The following is a 22,313-nucleotide window of genomic DNA, read 5'->3' as shown; positions in this document are numbered from 1 at the left end:
ATTTGTCTTGTAAATTCAAATAAACATATTAAGCAAACAAATAACCTATTTTCCCGTAATAAGGAGGACTTGATGAACAGTGTGATAGCTTTTTGGAAAAAGCTCAAACTACGCCAAATATTAACTATTTTTATGGCTGGTCTATTATTGATAGTTACCACGGCTTGTAGTGGTGCAAATCCTCAAGGTGCAAATCCCAATAATCCTGCTGTACAAGCTGGTGGCGCCAATAATCCTTATAAGAACGGTGGAGATAACTATACCAAATATCACATGACCACCGACCCAAAAGTAATTGATGCCGAAGGTGAGAAAGGAAATAATCGAGCTAGTTTACAGTCCGATTTCTCAGTATTGATTGCAGCACATAAAGACTCTGGAATACTTTACCCTGGTGCCGAGACACCAGCAGGTAGATTGCAAAAAGAAAGAGAATTGCCAATCATTACTGAAAAAGACTTTCAAAGACCTGAAGCTGGTGGTTTTATTCAACGAGAACCCAGTGTCGGAACTCGTATTCAAGAGCGCATTGAAACTGTCCAAGATTCAGTGCAAGAAGCTTCCGACTTTTTGACAGACAAAGCAGAAGAAGCAAGTAACAGACCGGAATTACAACCAAATCCGGCAGTGCGTAGATAGAACTGTGGTTTGGTTCTCTGGTTTGATCTCACGTTTAACTTAGTAACAAGCATTCAAGGAGTAACACTATGAAAAGAGTCATGAATTGGCTAAAAAGTATCCGTCCTGTAAAAATGTTAACTGTCTTTTTGGCAGCAACATTTCTATTGATGGCACAAGCTTGTAATCGTCCGGGAATCGCACAACAGCCACCTCAGCCCAGCGCCCAACCACCTAATGTTGAACGGTACGATGCTACCAAAAATTACGAACTCAACGAGCCTCAGGGTGGAATGAACAACTTTAGCGATGTCGATCCTCGAGCTAAAGCCGCTGAAAAAGCAGCAAATGACAGAGCTGACGCACTGGCGAGAAATGCCCGCAGAAATGTGGAACTAAAAGGTGTTGACAGTACTGATGAATATATTCGTAATTTTCAAGAAGGTACACCCTTAGATAAACGGGTCAAGCGCCTAGGTGATAATATCGGCAGTTCTGCTGAAGAATTAGGTGAAGGTGTGACCAAAGGTACTCAACGCGGAGTAGAAAATCTCAAACAAAATACTCAACGCGGAGTAGAAAATATCCAACAAAATACTGGACGTGCGGCTACAGACTTGAGCAAGAACGTTAAACGCGGTGCTGAAGATACTACAACTGCTCTCCAACGCCAAGCCCAGGATACAGCTGACGCAGCGAAAAGAACTTTAGATTTAGATTAATCTTTCATAGTTTTTATTTCAGGCTAATTTAGCTGAATTAAATCACCCCGTTTTCTTTATGAAGCCGGGGTTTTCATTAGTAATTAAGTAAGTCGGCGAGAAACAATCAAACTATGTTAAGCAATGTAAAATAATTAAAATTCATTTCGTAGTCCGCGGCTAGAGCCGCTTATTTGAGGACTAAAGTCCTCACTACTAATTATTTACTTCGTCCTACTTAGTGTTGATGTGCCACATACCAACTCTGTAACGCTAACCGTTGAATTTCGCGCCACGGGATATTGTGGTTACGAGCTAATTCTGCACAATCTTCATATTCTGGCTGGACATTAGCAATGCATTTATTGTTTGATTGTCCTTGCCATGCTACCTTGACCCGCACTTGACCATAGGCAATTTCTACTGGTTGAATTTCTCGTTGTAAGATGGCACGTTGTTGGGTAGTGCGTCTAATTCCCAAAGTTGTGGTTTCGCGGAATAATATGGCTTCACATTCGAGTAAATTTTGGGGATAGCAGATAACAGTGAGTAAAATCCCTGGACGAGACTTTTTCATTCCGATGGGTTGAGTAAAGACATCCAACGCACCAGCAGCCAACAGGGCTGCAAACACATAACCGATCGCCTGGGGATTTAAGTCATCAATTTGGGTTTCTAATACGGTGATGGTTTCTAAATTGGGGCTAGTATCGCCAGAATTAGATAAATCAGACTGTAATTCGGTGCTTTCGCCCATCCACAGGCGTAATATATTAGGGATGGGTAAATTGAGCGTCCCTGCGCCCAATCCTACTTGCTTGATGGTCATGGGTGGTGGCGAACCAAATTCTTTAACCAGGGTAGTGGCGATGGCCGCACCTGTAGGTGTCACTAGTTCTCTGTCAATACCATTGCTATAAACTGGACAACCCCGCATTTCCCATAACTTCAAAACTGCTGGTACGGGTACAGCCATTTGTCCGTGGGCAGCTCGCACTGTGCCGCCACCTGTGGGGAATGCCGAGCAGTATAGTAAGGGTAATCCTTGCTCATTACTATCAATTCCCAACCAATCCAACCCCAGACAAGTGCCAACGATATCCACAATGGCATCTACAGCACCTACTTCATGGAAGTGTACTTTCTCTGGTTCAATGCCATGTACTGCCCCTTCGGCTACGGCTAACTGTCGGAATACCGCCAAACTCCAAGCTTCTGCCCGTAATGGTAACTGGGCTTGGATAATCATTTGTTCTATTTTTGGCAGATGGCGGCCGTGGTGGTGACTGTGTTGATGATCGTCATGGTGATGATCATGTACTAGATCCACATGAACTTTCGTCGCCTGTTGACCATTGTGCTGCACCAGTTCGGCCCTTAACTTGTACTCGTGGGTAATTCCTAACTGATTGAGTTTTTCACTTAAATACTCTACGGGAACACCCAAACTAACTAACGCCCCCAGGCACATGTCACCCGAAATGCCTGTTGGACATTGGAGATAAGCAACTTTAATCATATATATAAATGAGTCAGCTTTATTTTAGAGGTTGCACAATTATTGTCAGCTAAATCCTTACGTATTTGCGCCAGGCGATCGCCTAACTGTGAAAATAGCAACTATGACAGTTTTCCCGCGATGCCAAACTTACACCTTTCACCCAGAAGCTTTTATGGCAAAAATTTTCGCTGTCCATCCTGATAATCCTCAAAGCCGCCGAATAGAGGAAATAAAGTCAGCGCTGTCTAGTGGCGCAGTTATGCTCTACCCTACAGACACAGTTTATGCCATCGGTTGTGATTTAAATGCCAAGTCGGCAGTAGAAAGAGTGCGGCAAATTAAACAGCTAGCAAATGATAAACCACTGACGTTTTTGTGTCCCTCATTATCAAATGTGGCAACTTATGCCTTTGTCAGTGATACAGCTTATCGGATTATGAAGCGCTTAATACCAGGAACTTACACATTTCTACTACCTGCTACCAAATTAGTGCCGCGACTAGTACAAAGTCCCAAGCGCAAAACTACCGGGATTCGCGTGCCAGATCATCCTGTCTGCTTGGCAATGCTTGAAGCTTTAGAAAATCCGATTATTTCCACTTCGGCACATCTACCACCAGATGATGATGAACAAGGAGAAATAAATTCTGAACCTAGACTGTCACGGGTGGAGTTATTTGACCGCTTGGATAACTTAGTAGATGTAATTATAGACACTGGCGAGGAACCAACATATGAAGTGTCTACGATTTTAGACCTGACGGGAGACGAACCAATGATCACAAGAAGGGGTTTAGGTTGGGAAGCCGCAGCAGCATGGGTATAGTTATTTAACTTCACGGGTTGCTGATCCAGTTTCGCAAAATAGTTATAAAAAACTCCAGTTTTAGGATCGTCATACTTACATCATCTGGGAGTGGATATAACAGGACAGTGAGCAAAGTCGGTACAGCAATGGTTGTAACCACTTTTACGGCGTGGCAGATATCTATGTGCCATACTCGACGTGGTTGCTTGTACAAAAAGCGACACACTAGTTTCCCTGTAACTTTTTAAATTGCCTACAGTCTTATATATGAGCAGTACTTGCAATGGGTTTTGATGGATGAATAATCAATATTTCTCCAGCCAAGACTGGCTTGAGTTGCTGTATCTGCGTTGTAGTTAAGGTGCGATACCACACCCAGGAATATTCATGAAAGCCAATCTTGCAAATCTACCAACCTCTAGCGCCAATTTTTTCTGCCATGTTTCACCTGAGGAAATACCCGCAGAAAATAATCAGACTTTGATACAACTGCTTTCTCAGGAAATGCAAGCTCAAGTCAAAGCGGCATCTGAGTGTGTGCAATCCGTAGCACAGCGCATAGCGACAGAAGTCAAACGCATTTGTGAAAAAAGCTCTCGCATTCAAGAATCTGGGCAAGTCCAGTCATGGCAAGTGAGTTTGGCTAGACATCGCCTACAAAAGTGCCTGCATTACTATCAATTGGGTTCCCGGCGCGGTAGAGTAGAATTACATAGTACTTTAGGTGCTATGGTTTACCGTCATATTACACTTGCTGGCTCAGATTTGGGTTTTGATGCCCGTTACAATTTAATTGAAGATTTTCTCCAAGCATTTTATATCGAAGCTATTAAAGCTTTCCGGCGGGAAAACGAACTTCCAACAGATTACCAGCCGCGGACTAAGTTGCAATTAGCCGAATATATTGCCTTTACAGAACAGTATGCCAAGCGCCGGATTAATTTACCTGGTGGGAATAATCAGCAATTAATTATCTTACGGGCCCAAGGTTTTGCCCGCCGTCAGCCCCAAGAAACGACTGTAGATATTGAAATGGCTGTGGAATCTGCCAAAAGTGAAGAAGCAGAATCTTACCAGCGTAACTCGGCGGTGCAGCAAATTAGATCACAAATGGTTGCCCAAACAAACTTCGATCCCTCAGAAGAGTCGGAGCGCGATCGCGTGATTGCGGAATTGGTAAACTACTTGGAAGCTCAAGGTCAATCTGACTGTGTAGATTACCTGACTTTGAAACTGCAAGACCTCTCAGCCCCAGAAATTGACCAAATTCTCGGTTTAACCAGCCGTCAGCGCGATTATCTGCAACAGCGGTTTAAATATCATGTGGAAAAGTTCGCCAAAAATCACCATTGGCAATTGGTACATCAATGGTTAGGTGCTAGTTTAGAGCAAAAATTGGGGTTAACCTCTCAGCAGTGGGAAACCTTTGTGCAGGTACTGTCTCCGGAACAGCAGCAAATTTTGCAATTGAAAATTAACCAGCAAGGTGATCAGGCGATCGCTAAAATCATCAAATGTACCCCTAAACAACTCCAAAAGCGCTGGACTCAAATGCTAGAAATAGCCTGGGCTATCCGTAATGGTCATACTGATGTTCAAGCAGGCTAAAGATAACCAACAAATTCCCTGAATACGCGACTACAAAAAACTACCTTTAGTACTTTTGTACATTTATGATCATTTAAAAGATAAAACTCAGGAAAGCACCAAGAGTTTAACTTATTTATAAATTTCCTAACTGGTAAAACTGAAATTTTTGCAGTACAAAAGTACCATTAATTGCCTCAGCTTTACCAACTAACCTTGTAAAATTGTGGTCAATCAACCACCCATACCACAGCAATGAAAGGCTGACAGCGCATCAGTTCATAGCCCATGACAAATTACTAATTTAAAATTCATCTAAAGCAACTGACCATTTGTTGCCACTTCCGTGGAATCCTAGAATAAGTGGGACTTTTGGCAAAGGGTTGAAAATGGCTCTGACTCAAGGTGGACGGGCGAATCAAGCAGGTAGGATTTTAGAAAGTAATGTTGAAACTATATTAAATGCACATGGTTATTTTCAAGTGGGAAATCATGTCAGCAAAGATTTTTTATTAAATGCGAATTTATTAGCAAAACGCTACGCCAAACAAGTTTGTATTGGGAGTGGCATTTATCAAACTACTTTGAAAGTAGATTTTTATGTTGTGGGGTTACCACTAATACCATCAGGGGTAATTATTGAATGTAAATGGCAAGAAAGTGGTGGTTCAGTTGATGAAAAATTTCCTTATTTAAATTTGAATATTCAGAACTCTTATCCTGCACCCACTATCATCGTTATTGGCGGTGAAGGTATGAGAGAAGGTGCGATTAAATGGCTCAGGCAGCAAGTTAAATATAATAAAAATTTATTAGAAGTATATACTTTAGATAGATTTATTGCTTGGGCAAATAAGCATTTTTAATGATTTTTCATTAATATGAAGTAATTAATAATTCATAAATCATTCCCCGCTTTTTAGTATTACAGTTAATGGAGCGCGAAGCGACTATCGGGTGAATCTTAAAATCAATTTCTGTATACAAATTTCTAATCAATTCACAATCAGAATTACATATCATCATTTTGACTCCACGACTAGCTAATTCTGCACAAGTATCTCGCAAGCGTTCTTGGTCTGTGGCACTGAATGAATTGCGATGGTAACTTGTAAAATGACTGGTGTTACTGATGGGATGATATGGTGGATCTAAAAAAACAAAATCGTCGCTGCTTTTGGCATAGTTGAGAATATTGGTAAAGTCGGACTGAGTAATTTTTGATGTCGCTAGTGCGGCTGAAGCGGCTCGCAGCAAACTTGTAGGACAAATATTAGGATTAACATATTTGCCTAATGGCACGTTAAATTTACCTTGGGAGTTGACTCGATATAAACCATTAAAGCAGGTTTTATTCAAATAAATTAACCGTGCAGCTTGTTCTAAATCAGTACCTCCAGGACAAGCTCTCACATCATAATAATATTCTCGACTATGTTTATTTTTGTGTTCTTCCAGAAGACAGATTAATTGCTCAACATGATCCCGAACACAGCGATAAGTAGTAATTAATTCGGCATTAATATCAGTTAAAATTGCCGCAGATGGTTGAAGATAGAAAAAAATAGCTCCCCCACCTAAAAATGGCTCATAATAAGTTGTATAATGTTTGGGAAAATGAGGAATATATTGTTGGATTAACCTGCTTTTTCCCCCTGCCCACTTCAAAAATGGACGCGGGCAAGTTGCTTTGGGGACTTGAATTACCATTTATTTCACAGTTGATCTCAAACTCAGCTACTAAATATAACAAATATATCGAACGAACCATATTTTATATTAGTTGAGTAATTTGTATCTGCATAGATTACAATTGAGGAGATATTAAAGTAAACGTAAGTCTATAACAAGGCAGTCTATATTCAAATGTTTGACGGATTTTGGGATAACATCTTTCGCTACCCCCGCTACTTCGTTACTATCATCTTAGGGGTGTTACTCAATACGGTTGAGCCATTAATGCCACTGTTAAAACGCCCAGTCACCTTGATTGCTCTGTTGGGGTTTTTTGTGGGTAGCTTAACCTTTTTAACTCTCACCCTCCGGGCAATGCTTGGCTTGGGTGCAGTTTAAACTAGGGCTATGTCGGGTACTTAACCCACAGACAGTGGCTAGGGGCGCTGTGTGCGTCAAGCTCTGTTCTCCCCAAGTTATATGTTTTTTATGTCCTACAACCTCTCTGTGAGGAGGCAGAATTTTATGGCTACAAATCGCCGCATTTCCCGGGTTGCTGAATTAATTAAACGGGAAGTTAGCCAAATGCTACTCCACGGGATTAAAGATGATCGTGTGGGTGCAGGAATGGTTAGTGTTACAGATGTAGATGTGTCTGGTGACTTGCAACATGCCAAAATCTACGTCAGTATTTATGGTACAGAGGAAGCCAAGGCCGAAACAATGGCAGGGTTGAAGTCCGCCACAGGTTTTGTGCGTAGTGGACTTGGTTCGCGGGTGAGATTACGTCGGACACCAGAAGTGATTTTTATTGAAGACGATTCTTTAGAACGCGGTACTAAAGTGCTGACGCTGTTGAACAAACTCCAGGATGAGCGATCACCTGAAAATATGTTGGTAGCTGAGAATACTAGCGATGAAGATGATGAAACTCCCCAATAAGTAACCCTGTAACAATGTAACTTTAGAACAATTCAATTTCAGAGAATTCGCCAAGCAGTTTACAGACGCGATCTAATCACGTCTGTTTTAATATGAGTATGGGAGAAGGGGCTAGTACCGCAAGGCGGAAGTCAAAAGTTTACCCTGAGCTTAGTCGAAGGGTCAAAAGTCAAAAAGCTTATTTTATAGGCTTTTCATTTATTTCAACTGATCTGTTTATTTACGCCGACTAGTACTAAGGGCTAAAACAGATACTCGTCAAAAAGGTTACAAATCTCAAATAAAAGCTTTTTGACCAATAATTCCTCGCTAGTACAATCATTGAGTACCGCCATGAAGCCAGAAATCCTAGCGTACTAGGTTTTTCTATGGAGTCAATCTAAAATCTCAAATTGTTTGACTCAAATTGGCACATTCTTTGCCTAAAGTACTGCTAATCTGAGCATAGAGTCACAGGATTCTATTCTGCCTCAGGTTTTTACCCGGAGCATGATATTTATCCACAGGGCCGTAATTCACCAAAAATATAGCTAATTTTTTAAGAAAAGATTAACAGATATCACTTTAGAGCTGTTCGTAGTGTAACTTAGCCCTGATGTTTTGCCATAGTTTATACCTATAATTCTGAAATATTCTTGTCCACACAATTATGCCGACAATCAAAGTTCATTACCATAGAATTCGATAATTAGATGCAATTGTCGATAATGTCAGGGAACATTGACAAACTTAACATTTCTTTAGATAATTTGAAGGTGTATAGCGTCAAAATGAAATTAGTTCCGTATAGCAAACTACAAAACCCTAGCCACAAGTCTCATCCCTGCTATGTTTGTTCCCCCTAATTAATGGGAATACTATCTACGTGTAAATTTGTGAGTAACAACCATGAGTGTCAATACGGTGCCTTCTATCAACTACTCCTCTTACTATTCGTTGGATATCATCCAAGACGAAGCACGCCGACTGGTGCAAAAAGGGATGGTTAGCCGACAACAGCCAATATATACACTTTGCCAATACATCCCCGCGAGAGAGTGGGTTTGTGTTGAGTGTGAGTTAGAAAAATGTGACTTCTTATTACGCGATCGCATTGGCGATCTGATTGGTCGTGAACAATGGGATAACGATTAGTCAGGATGTGATTTCAGATTTTGGATTGGGAGTTTATTTATGGATGTCTAGATTTGACAACTAACAATAGTATGCCTAATTTGATGGATGATCTTTGGTGTTAATACCTATTTCCCGATCCAGAATTTTCAGATGTTTCCTTAATGCAAAAGCTTTAAAGTCTCAAATTATACAAGTTTTCAATTCAATAATACATAGATGCTAGTTATGATCTCAATCTGTAGCCATAACTTTAATGTCTAATGTAGATTAACTGACCGAGGTAGCTTAACGTGTTAACTGCCTCGGTAGTTTTTCAGAGAATATTTCCCTGAGATTTGTTTCACACGTAAACAATACTGACATTTACTTGTGCCAAAACAATGTATCATCAATGACTAAATTTGTGACATCAAATCTCAGTAAAGAATAAATTTCCCATCCCCAATTACCCTACTTGTTCTAAATACTGGTTGACATCTTCAATCATTCGGGTGAGTTCAGCTTCTGTCGTTAAGCGAATGTTAACATCGCGGATAGTCAGTAGGACTTTAGCGGCAAAGGGAGTAGGCCAAATATTGGGATTACAGAATACTTCTAAAAAAACGTCACCAGTGTAACGATACTCTAGAGGGGGTTGGGGGGTAGCTTTACCGCTGGGAGTCTGTTTAGTAGCAACTGCTTTAAGCCGCACTATTAATTGATCGGTTGCTGCCTTTAATTCCCGTGCTGCCTGGGGTGAAAAACTGAAGGAGACAGAACCTTCAACCAGATTCAGTGTCAGAGGAGTTGAAGACATGAGTTATTTGTGAAGACTGATTGATAATTACCTATGTTACCGGAATAGAGGACTCCTATTCGATTTGTAAAGTATCTAGGTTTCCTACATGACTGAAATTTTTTGACCTGGTGGTGTGAACTTACTAGAAAAACTTCATACCGAAATTTACTGTCATTAATGATAATAATATGCTGTGATTGATATGGCGATTGGTATGGCGATCGCCTACCTGATATTAGGGTTAGAGAAAATTTTAATTATAAATAATCTCACTAGAGCAGGAAAAAATTAGAGCCTACAGAGAGATATAATCCCGACTGCGTAAGACTTTGATACACTTATTCTGAGTTTTAAGTTTTACATTAGAAGTCATAGAAACTAATGTTAAATGCTCTATGACTTATGACAACCGTACTGAAGTCCGAAAAGTTTTAATAATCACCCTATTCCTTAACTTGTTGGTGATCGCATTGAAAGGATTTTTGGGGTATGTGACAGGTTCTTTAAGCTTGTTAGCTGATGCCTTGCATAGTGTGACCGATGGCGCTAACAACGTTTTAGGGTTAATTGCCAGTAAATATTCTTCCCCCCACCCAGATCGTGAACATCCTTATGGACACCAAAAATTTGAAGCTGTGGGAGCTTTGGGAATTGCTGCCTTTTTAGCGATCGCCTGCTGGCAAATTTTCCAAGGTGCCATTGAGCGGATTATTCAGGGTAGTGAACCTGTGAACATATCCCCAGTGGAGTTGTGGTTATTGCTGATTGTCTTGGGTGTAAATATTTTTGTAGCGTTTTATGAACGTCGAGTAGGAAAGCGTGTAGGTAGCGCCATTTTGTTGGCCGATGCTACACACACCATGAGCGATGTTTGGGTAACCATCACTGTAATTGGCGGTTTGATAGGGGTTTGGCTAGGTTATCAATGGCTGGATGTAGTGTTAGCTTTTCCTGTGGCTTTGTTAGTATTTTGGAGTGGTTGGTCGGTGTTAAAAAGCAATTTACCTTGGCTTGTAGATCAAATGGCCATCGCACCAGAAACGATTCATGCCATCGCTACTGCTGTTCCTGGTGTGATTAATTGTCATGACATCGCCTCCAGGGGTGTTGTGGGCCGCCAAGTTTTCATTGAAATGCATTTAATCGTTAATGCACCAGATGTAGAAACTGCCCATAGTATTACAGAAGAAGTAGAAAGCCAACTAAAACAACGTTTCAGCCCTGCCAGGATTTTAATTCATGTCGAGCCACCAACATATCAGTCCGAGAAAATTAGCTTTGAGTCTGGTGCAAATTAGCAGCACCATCACGATTTGCGGTCATGAGGATTGCTAGTGTCCATCAAGTGAGCGATAGTCTCAACTAATGTTCCTGGGTCAATGGGTTTAGCCACATGAATCTGAAAGCCAGCCTCTAAGGCACGGATGCGATCCTCACTATCGGCATAGGCAGTTAAAGCAACTGCTAAAACTTGTCCAACGTGGTCTGGCTTTAACGCGCGCACTTTGCGAATCAGACTATAGCCATCTTCCCCAGGCATCGCAATATCACAGATAAAAACATCTGGTTGCCATTCAGGTAGCAGGTCTAGAGCCTCGGTTGCTGATGTCACTGTATTCACTATAGCTCCATCGCCTTCTAAGACAGTGGTGATGTAAAAGCGGCTATCTTCATCATCATCTGCTATGAGAATGCGTAAGCCAGCCAGAAGTAAAGGATCTTGTGTAACTTCTTCCATTTTGGTTGGGAAAGTAATCATTGTTGCTAACGATCAGCTGGTTTTGTCATCCACACCTTGCCAATGGCAATTTTACTGCGATCGCGTGTTTTTTTTACCATCAATGATTTCTTGGAATCAGCCCAATAACAGATATTGGGGGAACTTGCTCACGCAAATATGCCCAAATCAATTTTTCTGTATTAGAAGCTACTTTTAATAAATTTTGTGAAATCGTTACTTAGCTTAACTTTTTGTTAAATTTTTTCATACTACTGTAAATAGATATTTACGCGAAAATACAGCAATTTCAAATCAATTGTGAACCATGCAAGTAGGCACTCACGAATCAATAGTATAGATGTGATTAATTATGTTTGTACTATAGTTATGCTGGAATGGGAGACTATGCGATCATAAGGGGAATTGGGAATTTCAAAAATTAAACCCGACAGCTAAATCAACACATTAGAGCCAATGTCAAGGCTACTGGTAATTTATAGGACTTAACTATGAGTAGTAATGATATTACCATCCCTTTCCAAGTTGATCTGAGCAACTGTAATAGAGAGCCAATTCATATTCCTGGTTCTATTCAGCCTCATGGAGTTCTGTTAGCACTACAAGAAGCAGATTTAACTATTTTACAAATTAGTAACAATACAGGAGAATTATTTGGGTTAAACCCCGAAGATTTACTCAATAAAAATTTAAGCTGTTTGCTGGAAGCCGACCAAATTAATTTATTAAAAGATTCTTTATCTCAAGATGATTTACCAATTGCCAACCCTATTGAGTTTACCATAAATCACAATCATAAATTAGTACATTGTGATGGTATTCTTCACCGTTCTGCCGAGACTTTGATTTTAGAATTAGAACCAACAAACTCAGAAAAAAGTAATACTTTTTTTAAGTTTTACCATTTAATAAAAATGGCCATGTCCAAGCTACAGTCTGCATCTAATTTAGCCGAAATTAGTCAGATACTTGTGAAAGAAGTGCAGAAAATTACTGGCTTTGACCGGGTAATGCTGTATCGCTTTGATGAAAATTGGCATGGGACAGTGATTGCCGAAGAAAAGCCAGAATATCTCACAGCTTATTTAGGGTTACATTACCCTGCGTCCGATATTCCCACACAAGCGAGAAAACTCTATAGCCAAAACTGGCTCAGACTGATACCAAATGCTCACTATCAGCCTGCGGCAATTGTCCCCACAAATAATCCTTTGACTGACCAACCCCTGGATTTAAGCAGGTCAGTCTTGCGGAGTGTGTCACCGTTGCATATTGAGTATATGCACAATATGGGCGTGACGGCATCCATGTCAATTTCCATTATGAAAGACAGAAAACTGTGGGGATTAATTGCTTGTCATCATCAAACACCTAAATATATTCCTTATGAAATTCGTAATGCCTGTGAATTTTTAGGTCACATGACATCTTTAGAAATGGCGGCAAAAGAAGATAGTGAAGATGTGGAAGCAAAAATACAAGTCAAATCTGATCATTCCAAATTAGTGGAGTATATGTCATTAGAAAATAACTTCATTGACGGTTTAATTAACAACCAACCAAATATACTAAATCTGGTGAATGCTCAAGGAGCAGCGATTTGTTTTAATGGCAACTATTTTACAATTGGTATTACTCCTGAACAACAGGATATTCAAGATTTAGTGGAATGGATTAATCAAAACCTACATGAAGAGATTTTCTGCACTGATTCACTATCACAAATTTACCCAGAGGCAGAAAAATTGCGAGATGTTGCTAGCGGTTTGATGGCACTTTCCATCTCCAAAAGTCAAAAAAACTATGTTTTGTGGTTTCGACCAGAAGTAGTACGAACTGTCGATTGGGGCGGAAATCCCCATAAACCTGTAGAAGTAAAATCTAATGGTAGTGTGCGTTTATCGCCCCGCAAATCCTTTGAATTATGGAAAGAAACAGTACTATTAAAATCACTGCCCTGGAAACCTTATGAACTGAATGCAGCCCTAGAATTAAGAAGCGCAATTATTGGCATAGTGTTGCGAAAAGCAGATGAACTAGCACAGCTAAATATCGAACTAGAACGCAGTAACCACGAATTAGATGCTTTTGCCTACATTGCTTCTCATGACTTGAAAGAACCACTGCGCGGGATTCATAATTACTCTAACTTCCTGATTGAAGATTACGGCGAGACTCTCAACGCAGAAGGTAAGACCAAATTACAAACATTGATTCGTCTTACTCAACGCATGGAAGATTTAATCGATTCGTTGCTGCATTTTTCCCGCTTAGGTAGGGTAGACCTTTCCATGCAGCAAACAGACCTGAATTATCTAGTCAATCGCAGTTTAGACTTATTGAGCGCCCGCATTGAACAGATGCAAGTAGAGATTCGGATTCCGCGATCGCTACCAACAGTGTATTGCGATCGCGTCCAGGTGGGCGAAGTCTTTAACAATTTGATTGCTAACTCCATTAAATACAATGATAAAGCCGAGAAAATCATTGAAATTGGCTATATTGATGAGTCATTAGCACCAATCACATTCTACGTGCGAGATAATGGCATTGGTATTAAAGAAAAGCATTTTGACTCAATTTTTCGAATCTTCAAACGACTGCATGGGCCCAGCAAATATGGTGGTGGTACTGGGGCAGGATTAACCATCACCAAAAAAATTGTGGAACGACATGGCGGTAAAATTTGGGTAGAGTCAACCTACGGCGAAGGTAGTACTTTCTATTTCACGTTACAGGGAGTGGACTGAGTTAATGATTGGTAATCCTACCCGAACTTTACTGGTAATTGAAGATAGTGACGAAGACTTTGAAGCGTTATGCCGAGTGATGAAAAAACAAGCGGTTGTCAATCCCATTTTTCGTTGCACCGATGGCGATGAAGCACTGGACTTCCTTTACCATAACGGGTCTTACAAAGATAGGCAAAAATCTCCTCGTCCCTCAATTATTTTACTCGATTTGAATTTACCAGGAACCGATGGCAGAGAAATTTTAGAACAAATCAAGCAAGATGAAGATTTACAACATATCCCCGTAGTTGTCTTTACTACTTCTTCTAACCCTAAGGATATCGAAATTTGTTACCGATATTGCGTTGCTAGTTATATGCTTAAACCAATTGATATTAATAGATTAGTCGAAACTATTCAAAGCTTCATTACTTATTGGTTAGATATAGTAATACTCCCTGATGGTGTTAGCAAGTAGTTATGGCGCAACCGCTGACTGTTTTAATCGTCGATGATTGTCCTGAAGACCGCCAGGTTTATCGTCGCTATCTGCTGCAAGACCAGGAACACAGCTACACAATTCTCGAAGAAGAATCGGGAGAAGGCGCTTTGACATTGTGTCAGCAATTTCCGCCCGATGCCATTTTATTAGATTTTTTGTTGCCAGACTTGGATGGTTTGGAATTTTTAGCAGAATTAAAACAGCAGTTAAAAAAAGCCATGCCAGCAGTGATTATGTTAACTGGCTATGGTAACGAAGCCTTGGCTGTACAGGCGATGAAAAGTGGTGTGCAAGATTATTTAGTTAAAGGACAAACTACTGGTAAACATTTGCGTTCAACGCTGCATTCAGCCATTAAAAATGCTCAGTTAAGTCAGGAATTGCAACGCAGTGAGGAACGTTTTCGTACCTCTGTGGAGAATATGCTAGACTGCTTCGGTATTTTCTCAGCGGTGCGTGATCATACAGGTCAAATCTTGCACTTTCGTGTGGATTATATGAATGCCGCCGCTTGTGAATTTTGTCAGACGAGTTATGAGGAACTACAGGGTAAATACCTGTGTAATGTTTTACCTAATTTACATGAAAGTGGCTTGTTTGCTCAGTGTTGCCAAGTAGTAGCAACAAGTCAGCCTTTAGTTAAAGAATCACTAATTTACACTGCCTTGAATAGTCAGCAGCAATCAGCTAGAGCCATTGATATTCGCATCACTAAAATGGCAGATGGTTTCGTTGCTTCCTGGCGAGATGTAACTGCAAAAAAACGAGCAGAAGCAGAATTATACAAAAGTGAAAATAAGTTCCGCCGCATTGTGGAATCCAATATAGTAGGTGTCTATTTTGGTAACTTTAGCGGTCAGATTTATGAAGCCAACGATGCTTTTTTAGATATGTTTGGCTACACCCGCACAGAACTAGAAGCAGGAAACATCCACTGGGATGGCATGACACCGCCAGAATACTATGACCTTGACCAGCAAAAAATGCAAGAACTGCAAATATCTGGCGTTTGTACCCCCTTTGAAAAGGAGTATTTTCGCAAAGATGGGACTCTTGTACCGATTTTATTAGGAATTGCATTAATTGATGGCAGACAAGAGGATGGTTATAGCGTCTGCTTTGTTCTCGACTTGACTCAACGCAAATGTGCGGAAACAGCTTTACGCCAAAGTGAAGAACGCTATCGTTATTTATCAGATTTGATACCGCAACTTGTTTGGACTTGTAATTCTCAAGGAGAATATGAACATGTCAATCAACAATGGTATGAATTAACTGGGCAAACAGTTGAGGAAACAAAAGGGTTTGGTTGGACAAAAGTTATCCATCCAGAAGAATTGCCGTCAGTCATGGAGCAATGGACACAAGCCTTGTCGGCAGGAAAAACTTATACACAAGAAATACGCTATAAAAAACATGATGGCAGTTATTGTTGGCATTTAGTTAGAAGTGTACCCATCAAAGATGAACAGGGAAAAATCATTAAATGGTTTGGCACCGGCACAGATATAAACGATCGCAAGCAACTAGAAGCCGAACGGGATCGACTATTGCAACTCGAACAAGTTGCCCGTGCTACCGCTGAAAAAGCCAACCAAACCAAAGATGAATTTGTGGCCATGGTATCTCATGATCTGCGATCGCCTCTGAATGCGATTCTGGGTTGGGCCCAAATGTTGCGGACTCGACAATTAGATCCAGATACCATAAACGTTGCCCTCGAAACCATCGAACGCAATGCCCAGTCTCAGGCAAAACTCTTAGAAGACTTGTTGAATATGTCCCGGATTCTGCGGGGCAAGTTACAGTTAGAACTCACCTCAGTCAACTTGGTGAGTCTTGTCAAAGCAGCGGTAGAAACTGCTTACCCCTGCGCCAAGGCTCAAAACATTCAATTAGAGTCTGTAATTGATGAATTTATTCCACCCATTATGGGTGACGTCAATCGCTTGCTACAAGTTTTAGGTAATTTACTTGCCAACGCTATTAAATTCACGCCCTCTGGGGGACGGGTGACAATTTGCTTATCAATCATTAATGTCCCCCAAAACCCCTTGACAACTAACACATATGCTCAAATCACCGTGAGTGACACAGGTATCGGCATCAGTCCTGAGTTTCTGCCTTATATTTTTGAACGGTATCATCAAGCAGATTGTACATACAGACAAGGTGGATTAGGACTAGGTTTAGCGATCGCCCGTCATTTAGTAGAACTGCATGGGGGGACAATTCAGGCCGTCAGCAAAGGCGAAAAACAAGGATCTACATTTACCATCAAATTGCCTCTGTACATTATTTAATATGACCCGAAAACCTCACGATCAATTCGCCAAGCAATTTTTAGAAGAATTATTATCACCCTTGGGTAAGGTAGAAGCCAACAAGGAAGTCATTGATGAAGCGCGACAAGTTGATGTGTTATTTTCGCCTGCACCCACATCTTAGATGGCGAATCAACGTCATGACTCAGCAAGAATTAACTGAAGATGATCAGGAGCTAATTATGAATTTAACTCAAGCTTATCAAGAAGCCAGAGCGCAGGCTGTGCAAGAAGGAGTACAGCAAGGAGTACAACAAGGAGTACAGCAAGGACAACGTTTAGTTGTGGAAAATTTGTTGAGATACAGGTTTGGTTCTATGGATGAAGAACTTTCACAAGTTATTGACAGTTTATTACAGTTATCACCAGAAGAGTTTACTCCTTTGTGTTTGCAATTATCTCGTGCAGAATTATTGACAAGATTCAGCCCATAATTTTGACTTCTTATTCCCTATTCCCTGGATACAGTTTTAAAATTCTCCACCGCACCCAAAGAATAATCTTGCAACTTAAAATCTGCAAAGGGTTTATTTTCTAACCTATCTCGTAGGGCTTCATCAAGAATTACATTATTTGATTGTGGTTTCGCACCAATAATAATTACACTGTTTTGGTATGCAGTTAAATTTTGATTTGGTTGACAATTATGCCGCTGAAATTGACCAAGATTTAATAAACGATATCCTTGAACACTGGGTGTATTGCTAAATAAAGTTTTTGCTAAACGTTGAATTTGCTGAGAACGTTCTAAAGCTTTCCGTTCTTGAACTTCTCGGTTGCCTCCACAAGCAGCAATCCCTATGGCAATAATTTCACTAGGCTCTTCCATAATTGTTTGTATACCTGCTTGTTCTAATGTCAACCTTAAAACATCAACACTAATAATTTGATCGTTATATATAACTTGAAAATTACTCCCTGGTAGCCATTTATATTCAACAGACAAAACAGCTATATTAAATAAGGCAGTTTTTCCTTGACTATCCATGCCTTCCTCATAAGGAAAGTAATCAACTGTACTTCTTCTCTGGGGAGATTGGGTTGATGTTGCCAAAAAAGCAAACTGTGGGGCAAGAGTGGCTAAAGCTGTTAAACTAAGTAATCCTAAGGAAACTAATAAAGCTGCCACCAGGGTTAGTAGAGGTACCTTATCTGAATGCTTGACTGGTGGTTTGGGTAAAGTTGCTGGAGATTGAGAACTAGTGACTACATTTGCTGTACTAGTTTTCATCTGTTGCTGTATCAATTGTTTTAACGAATCCACACATTGTGCTTGGGAAATGTAACTATTTTGCTGCTTTAACCACTCCTCTAATTTGGGTTGGTCAATTTTTTCCAAGACAATGCAGTGTAAAACTAAATTATTGCGCGTTTGATACTGAAAATAACCCGCAAATTGGGGAATATCTGGATGATGTAAATGTTCTAAAAGTGATGCTTCTTGGCAAAACAATTCTACTGCTTGAGAATCATTTGATAAATTCTCATTGAGTACCTTAATAATTTTTGGTGTGCCTTGTTCGTCTGCCTCATAAACCTTACTAAAACCATTTTTATCACTCAACCAACGCATCACCCGATAGCGTCCTAGCAATTCTAGTTGAGAGCCACATCTTTTACAAAAATGGTCTTGATTATCTGGGTGATAGGGTTGAGGACAAACTGGATTTATACAAAGGCTCATGATTGAATATAAAAGTCAAAATCAGACTTGTTCTACTTACATTCTGCTAAGAATGTAGCTACAGTCCGGTTAAATGCCTCAGGTTCCGTCAAAAATGGCCAATGGTTTCCGGGAACTTGGCAGAGGCGAAGATTTTTGAGATAAGTTTTGTAGGGTTTAATTTGCCAATCTTGTCGATTTAGTCCTTTTTGTGGTTGTACAAACATAGCAGGGATATCCAGAGGAACAATAAAACCCGGTACACACATCACATCGGCAAAAATTCCGTCACGGGCCGCAATAGTAAACTTACTACCCCAACTGCCATCAAGTTTTTGTTCAATTCCGGCTTGAAATACTTGTTGTTGTGAGCTAGTCCATCCTTGATATTGGTTTAACTGACGCGCTTGTGCTTCGGCTTCCTCGTAACTAGCAAAGGGGCCCATACCTTTGAGGAAAGATAAGAAACGGTACAACAAGGGGAAGGTTAACTTCAGTAAACTAGGCATCTTCCAAATAAAAATCGGGTCAACCAAAACCATACTGCGTAATCTTTTTGGATTTTCTCTAGCCCAAATAGCAGCTAATTTACCCGTCCATGAATGACTGACAACATGAGCCGAAGACCATCCTAGATGATCCATGAGTGCTTCTAGGTCGGCGATCGCACTGGCAAAGGTATAATCATTCTCTGGCTTGCTGCTTTCACCATGACCCCGCATATCTGGCGCCACTATGTGATAATCTGCCGCTAGGTCATTTCCCAAGCTAGACCAAACCAGGGCATGGTCAGCTAAACCATGTAACAGCAGTAAGGGTTTTGTACCTTGCTTCCACTCTAAATAAGAAAGTTGAATATCAGGTTTTGATAAGGTTTGACGTAAAGGCATCGTCATATATCCACCATTGGAGAGATAGTTGGCGCTTATATGGTACTGCGAAACACTTGTTGCTCTCCAGCTGCGCCTGAGAAGGGTTTGTTAATCCCAAATTCGGTACCGTATGTTCAAAATCCCAAATCTACAGCTATGCGATGGGCGCAAGCAAAACCAGAAAAGGCTACTGCATTTAATCCCTGACCAGGAAAAGTGCTATCTCCCACACAATAAAGTCCCGGAATTGCTGTGCGATTAAATGGCATCTCCAACAACCCCCGTAACTTGCGCCGGGGAATGGGCCCATAAGTACCATCTTTACGCCCTAAAAAGCGGCGATGGGTGCGGGGTGTCCCTACTTCTAAATAATCTAAGCCAGCGTCTAAGCCGGGGAAAAATTTTTCTAGTCGGTCAATGATTTGCCCAGCAGCTGTTTCTTTCTTCGCCTCGTACTCACTAGCAGACAGTCCTTGCCATTCATTCATCCACTCAGGTGTAAAAGCATGGATGATGTGATATCCTTCTGGAGCTAAATCAGGGTCAAGCAATGTGGGAATGGAAACAAACAGTGTGCCAGATGGTGCTGTCATTTGCTGCCAATCTGACAAAATTATATGATGGCACTCTGTCCCTTCAGGCAACACTGAACTTTTTACTCCCATATGCAGACTCAGAAAACTTGGCGATTTTTCATAGCTTTGTTGCCATTTTCTCTCATTAGAGGGTATTTTCTCTACAGGTAGTAATTTTTCAAAAGTATCCCAACGTGTAGCATTAGAAACTATTCGTTGACCACGATAAATTTTACCATTAGCTAGTTGCACTCCAACGGCACGCCCTTGTTCTGTGATAATTTTTGTGACTCTAGCTTGGTACTGAATCTTACCTCCAGCTTTTTCTAAACCCTCTACCAATTTTTGGGCAATTTGTCCTACTCCGCCTTTAGGATAGTTAACTCCGCCATAGTGCCTATCAGAAAAAACCATCCCCGCGTTAATCATTGGCGTCATGTCAGCTGTCACCACTGACCAGCAATAACACTCCATATCAATAAATTTTAATAATTCTGGATCTTTAATATGGCGTCGGGCGACATCGCCAACATTTTGGGGGAGATATTTGACCAAACCAAGACACGCTAAGGGATGCTGTAAGAAAGTTCGCAGCAAATACCGAGGTTCTTCTAGCGACAGTAAATCCATGCTATTAAGGCAATTGAAAACCTGCCAACACTCGTCATAAAAGCGACGAATACCTTTTTCTTCATGGCGAAAATAAGCAATAAGATTTTGCAAGAATTTATCATAAACCCGTTCAACTTTCAGGTCTAATTTATTGGGTAAGTGATAGTGAATCTGTACGGGATCAGTGATTGTTTCTTGGCTAACATTTACAGCATCAAGGGCGCGGGTGAGTAAATTAGTAGTACCATTTTGTCCAAATCCAAAAATCATGGATGCGCCCACATCAAATCGATAACCCTGGCGTTCAAAAGTACCAGAACTACCACCTGGAATTAAATAACTTTCTAGTACCAGCACCTTAGCTTTTTTGGCTGCTAACTGGGTTGCTGTCACTAAACCGCCAATACCAGAACCAATAACAATTACGTCAAAAGAAGAATCAACAGATGAAGTTGCTGTGCTGAAAGTTGAGGATATGCGGTCAGCCATTACATGAAATTATTTAAGGAAATCGTATTTTATATTACTTTTTTTAGAGGTATTATACGCACTTTATCTTAATATCTGCTGCCAAGGGCTGCTAAACCTTGAATATATTGGGATTCAGCCCTTTAAAACTTGTAGAAATAAGATTTTGCTCAGTTAAATTTTCACAAAAAAGAGGGACAAGCCTGCTACCGCTGGCCAATCCCGTCTGCCGATCCTTAAAGAGAGGAGAACACTGATTAACAATATAGCCTTGGTTGAGAATAGATGTCAACTATTAATGCAAAAAGTTTGCATTAAATTGGAGAATGCTGATTTTAGCGGTTAGCAGTACGCCGGAAAGAGTATGATGATGTTTCAGTTCTTAGAAAATGTAAGCGCCCATTTTTGGCTATGACGGTACAACTGCGTGTTTATGTTCCACCCCATCCTTTAATCAAGCACTGGCTGGCAGTTGCCCGTGATGCTGCTACGCCCTCGGTCTTATTTCGTAGTGCCATGACAGAGTTGGGCAGATGGCTGACTTACGAAGCGGCACGAGAGTGGTTGCCAACTTTAGAAACAATGGTGCAGAGTCCTTTAGATGCATGTCCAGCAACTTTGATTAATCCAGAAGTGCCTATGGCAGTTGTGCCTATTTTACGGGCAGGGCTAGGATTATTAGAAGGAGCGCAGACCTTGCTACCGTTGGCTTCGATTTACCACTTAGGCTTGGTGCGAAATGAAGAGACACTGGAGCCTAGCTGCTACTTGAACAAATTACCAGAAAAATTTGACCCCCAAACTAGGGTGTTAATTACCGACCCCATGTTAGCAACCGGCGGGTCAATTATGACGGCCATGACAGAATTAACACAACGGGGTGTTGACCCAGCGTTGACAAGAATTGTCTGTGTAGTAGCTGCTCCACCAGCGTTACAAAAACTGAGTGCGGCGTATCCAGGTTTAATAGTTTACACTGCGACCATTGATGAAATAGTCAATGAGCAGGGATACATTGTACCGGGATTAGGAGATGCAGGCGATCGCATCTTTGGGACTTAGGGAAATCCCAAAAATAACTCACTCTCCCTGGTTTTTTGCT

General features: G+C 40.8%; 22 protein-coding genes. 15 read left to right on the top strand and 7 right to left on the bottom strand.

All coding sequences use genetic code 11. The features are described from left to right. Nucleotides 1–72: 72 nt before the first annotated feature. Nucleotides 73–639, top strand: coding sequence for a DUF6658 family protein (locus ACM0OS_RS08840; RefSeq protein WP_414542804.1), 567 nt, complete (start codon nucleotides 73–75; stop codon nucleotides 637–639). Between the two features lie 68 nt (nucleotides 640–707). Further along, nucleotides 708–1,340 carry a hypothetical protein gene (locus ACM0OS_RS08835; RefSeq protein WP_414542803.1) on the top strand — a complete coding sequence of 211 codons (633 nt, stop codon included), beginning with the start codon at nucleotides 708–710 and terminating at the stop codon, nucleotides 1,338–1,340. 217 nt (nucleotides 1,341–1,557) lie between these two features. Here ACM0OS_RS08835 and larC read toward each other — a convergent pair whose 3' ends face one another. After that, on the bottom strand, nucleotides 1,558–2,838 hold the full coding sequence (gene larC, locus ACM0OS_RS08830) for a nickel pincer cofactor biosynthesis protein LarC (RefSeq protein ID WP_414542802.1): 1,281 nt from the start codon (nucleotides 2,836–2,838) through the stop codon (nucleotides 1,558–1,560). Nucleotides 2,839–2,992: 154 nt separating this feature from the next. Between larC and ACM0OS_RS08825 the strand changes: the two genes are divergently transcribed. From ACM0OS_RS08825 to ACM0OS_RS08815, 3 genes are all read left to right on the top strand, one after another. Next, nucleotides 2,993–3,646 carry an L-threonylcarbamoyladenylate synthase gene (locus tag ACM0OS_RS08825; RefSeq protein ID WP_414542813.1) on the top strand — a complete coding sequence of 218 codons (654 nt, stop codon included), beginning with the start codon at nucleotides 2,993–2,995 and terminating at the stop codon, nucleotides 3,644–3,646. Nucleotides 3,647–4,015: 369 nt separating this feature from the next. Further along, nucleotides 4,016–5,236: a HetZ-related protein gene (locus tag ACM0OS_RS08820; RefSeq protein WP_414542801.1), complete on the top strand. Its 1,221-nt coding sequence runs from the start codon at nucleotides 4,016–4,018 to the stop codon at nucleotides 5,234–5,236. Between the two features lie 368 nt (nucleotides 5,237–5,604). Then, nucleotides 5,605–6,081, top strand: coding sequence for a PD-(D/E)XK nuclease superfamily protein (locus tag ACM0OS_RS08815; RefSeq protein WP_414542800.1), 477 nt, complete (start codon nucleotides 5,605–5,607; stop codon nucleotides 6,079–6,081). 10 nt (nucleotides 6,082–6,091) lie between these two features. Here the strand turns inward: ACM0OS_RS08815 and ACM0OS_RS08810 are convergent, their stop codons facing one another. Further along, nucleotides 6,092–6,925: a DNA adenine methylase gene (locus tag ACM0OS_RS08810; protein ID WP_414542799.1), complete on the bottom strand. Its 834-nt coding sequence runs from the start codon at nucleotides 6,923–6,925 to the stop codon at nucleotides 6,092–6,094. A 156-nt stretch (nucleotides 6,926–7,081) separates the two neighbouring features. Between ACM0OS_RS08810 and ACM0OS_RS08805 the strand changes: the two genes are divergently transcribed. From ACM0OS_RS08805 to ACM0OS_RS08795, 3 genes are all read left to right on the top strand, one after another. Continuing rightward, entirely contained in the window at nucleotides 7,082–7,288 is a 207-nt protein-coding gene (locus tag ACM0OS_RS08805; RefSeq protein ID WP_414542798.1) for a DUF751 family protein, read from the top strand. 126 nt (nucleotides 7,289–7,414) lie between these two features. Then, a complete protein-coding gene (gene rbfA / locus ACM0OS_RS08800; protein ID WP_414542797.1) occupies nucleotides 7,415–7,831 on the top strand; it encodes a 30S ribosome-binding factor RbfA in 417 nt (138 codons plus the stop codon). An 888-nt stretch (nucleotides 7,832–8,719) separates the two neighbouring features. After that, nucleotides 8,720–8,965 (top strand): DUF4327 family protein, encoded by a 246-nt coding sequence (locus tag ACM0OS_RS08795; protein ID WP_414542796.1) that lies wholly within the window; start codon nucleotides 8,720–8,722, stop codon nucleotides 8,963–8,965. Nucleotides 8,966–9,392: 427 nt separating this feature from the next. Here the strand turns inward: ACM0OS_RS08795 and ACM0OS_RS08790 are convergent, their stop codons facing one another. Beyond that, nucleotides 9,393–9,743, bottom strand: coding sequence for a hypothetical protein (locus tag ACM0OS_RS08790; protein WP_414542795.1), 351 nt, complete (start codon nucleotides 9,741–9,743; stop codon nucleotides 9,393–9,395). 377 nt (nucleotides 9,744–10,120) lie between these two features. Here ACM0OS_RS08790 and ACM0OS_RS08785 point away from each other — a divergent pair, with 377 nt between their 5' ends. Continuing rightward, nucleotides 10,121–11,023 (top strand): cation diffusion facilitator family transporter, encoded by a 903-nt coding sequence (locus tag ACM0OS_RS08785; RefSeq protein WP_414542794.1) that lies wholly within the window; start codon nucleotides 10,121–10,123, stop codon nucleotides 11,021–11,023. A gap of 8 nt (nucleotides 11,024–11,031) precedes the next feature. Here ACM0OS_RS08785 and ACM0OS_RS08780 read toward each other — a convergent pair whose 3' ends face one another. Beyond that, the gene (locus ACM0OS_RS08780) at nucleotides 11,032–11,484 is read right to left on the bottom strand and encodes a response regulator (RefSeq protein ID WP_414542793.1); all 453 of its coding nucleotides are present in this window, start codon (nucleotides 11,482–11,484) and stop codon (nucleotides 11,032–11,034) included. A 470-nt stretch (nucleotides 11,485–11,954) separates the two neighbouring features. Here ACM0OS_RS08780 and ACM0OS_RS08775 point away from each other — a divergent pair, with 470 nt between their 5' ends. Genes ACM0OS_RS08775 through ACM0OS_RS08755 form a run of 5 tightly spaced genes read left to right on the top strand, consistent with a single transcriptional unit; the run spans nucleotide 11,955 to nucleotide 17,455 of the window. Further along, nucleotides 11,955–14,213: an ATP-binding protein gene (locus ACM0OS_RS08775; protein WP_414542792.1), complete on the top strand. Its 2,259-nt coding sequence runs from the start codon at nucleotides 11,955–11,957 to the stop codon at nucleotides 14,211–14,213. Nucleotides 14,214–14,217: 4 nt separating this feature from the next. Next, nucleotides 14,218–14,673, top strand: coding sequence for a response regulator (locus tag ACM0OS_RS08770; RefSeq protein ID WP_414542791.1), 456 nt, complete (start codon nucleotides 14,218–14,220; stop codon nucleotides 14,671–14,673). A 2-nt stretch (nucleotides 14,674–14,675) separates the two neighbouring features. Continuing rightward, nucleotides 14,676–17,000, top strand: coding sequence for a PAS domain S-box protein (locus ACM0OS_RS08765; RefSeq protein ID WP_414542790.1), 2,325 nt, complete (start codon nucleotides 14,676–14,678; stop codon nucleotides 16,998–17,000). Nucleotide 17,001: 1 nt separating this feature from the next. Further along, nucleotides 17,002–17,145 (top strand): hypothetical protein, encoded by a 144-nt coding sequence (locus ACM0OS_RS08760; protein WP_414542789.1) that lies wholly within the window; start codon nucleotides 17,002–17,004, stop codon nucleotides 17,143–17,145. A gap of 16 nt (nucleotides 17,146–17,161) precedes the next feature. Further along, nucleotides 17,162–17,455 (top strand): hypothetical protein, encoded by a 294-nt coding sequence (locus ACM0OS_RS08755; protein ID WP_414542788.1) that lies wholly within the window; start codon nucleotides 17,162–17,164, stop codon nucleotides 17,453–17,455. A gap of 17 nt (nucleotides 17,456–17,472) precedes the next feature. Here ACM0OS_RS08755 and ACM0OS_RS08750 read toward each other — a convergent pair whose 3' ends face one another. The 3 genes from ACM0OS_RS08750 to crtH form a co-directional block, all read right to left on the bottom strand. Then, the gene (locus tag ACM0OS_RS08750; protein WP_414542787.1) at nucleotides 17,473–18,705 is read right to left on the bottom strand and encodes a 4-Cys prefix domain-containing protein; all 1,233 of its coding nucleotides are present in this window, start codon (nucleotides 18,703–18,705) and stop codon (nucleotides 17,473–17,475) included. Nucleotides 18,706–18,737: 32 nt separating this feature from the next. Beyond that, the gene (locus ACM0OS_RS08745; RefSeq protein ID WP_414542812.1) at nucleotides 18,738–19,574 is read right to left on the bottom strand and encodes an alpha/beta fold hydrolase; all 837 of its coding nucleotides are present in this window, start codon (nucleotides 19,572–19,574) and stop codon (nucleotides 18,738–18,740) included. A 116-nt stretch (nucleotides 19,575–19,690) separates the two neighbouring features. After that, complete coding sequence (crtH, locus tag ACM0OS_RS08740; RefSeq protein WP_414542786.1) at nucleotides 19,691–21,232, bottom strand: carotenoid isomerase; 1,542 nt, start codon at nucleotides 21,230–21,232, stop codon at nucleotides 19,691–19,693. Nucleotides 21,233–21,622: 390 nt separating this feature from the next. Between crtH and upp the strand changes: the two genes are divergently transcribed. Further along, nucleotides 21,623–22,273 carry a uracil phosphoribosyltransferase gene (gene upp / locus ACM0OS_RS08735; protein ID WP_414542785.1) on the top strand — a complete coding sequence of 217 codons (651 nt, stop codon included), beginning with the start codon at nucleotides 21,623–21,625 and terminating at the stop codon, nucleotides 22,271–22,273. Nucleotides 22,274–22,313 lie beyond the last annotated feature (40 nt).

Origin of the sequence: Nostoc sp. CCY0012, from assembly GCF_963920855.1 — a bacterium.
Classification (GTDB): Bacteria; Cyanobacteriota; Cyanobacteriia; order Cyanobacteriales; family Nostocaceae; genus Cyanocohniella.
The sequence above is the reverse complement of the archived record's forward strand: the minus strand, read 5'-3'. Positions and strand labels throughout refer to the sequence as shown.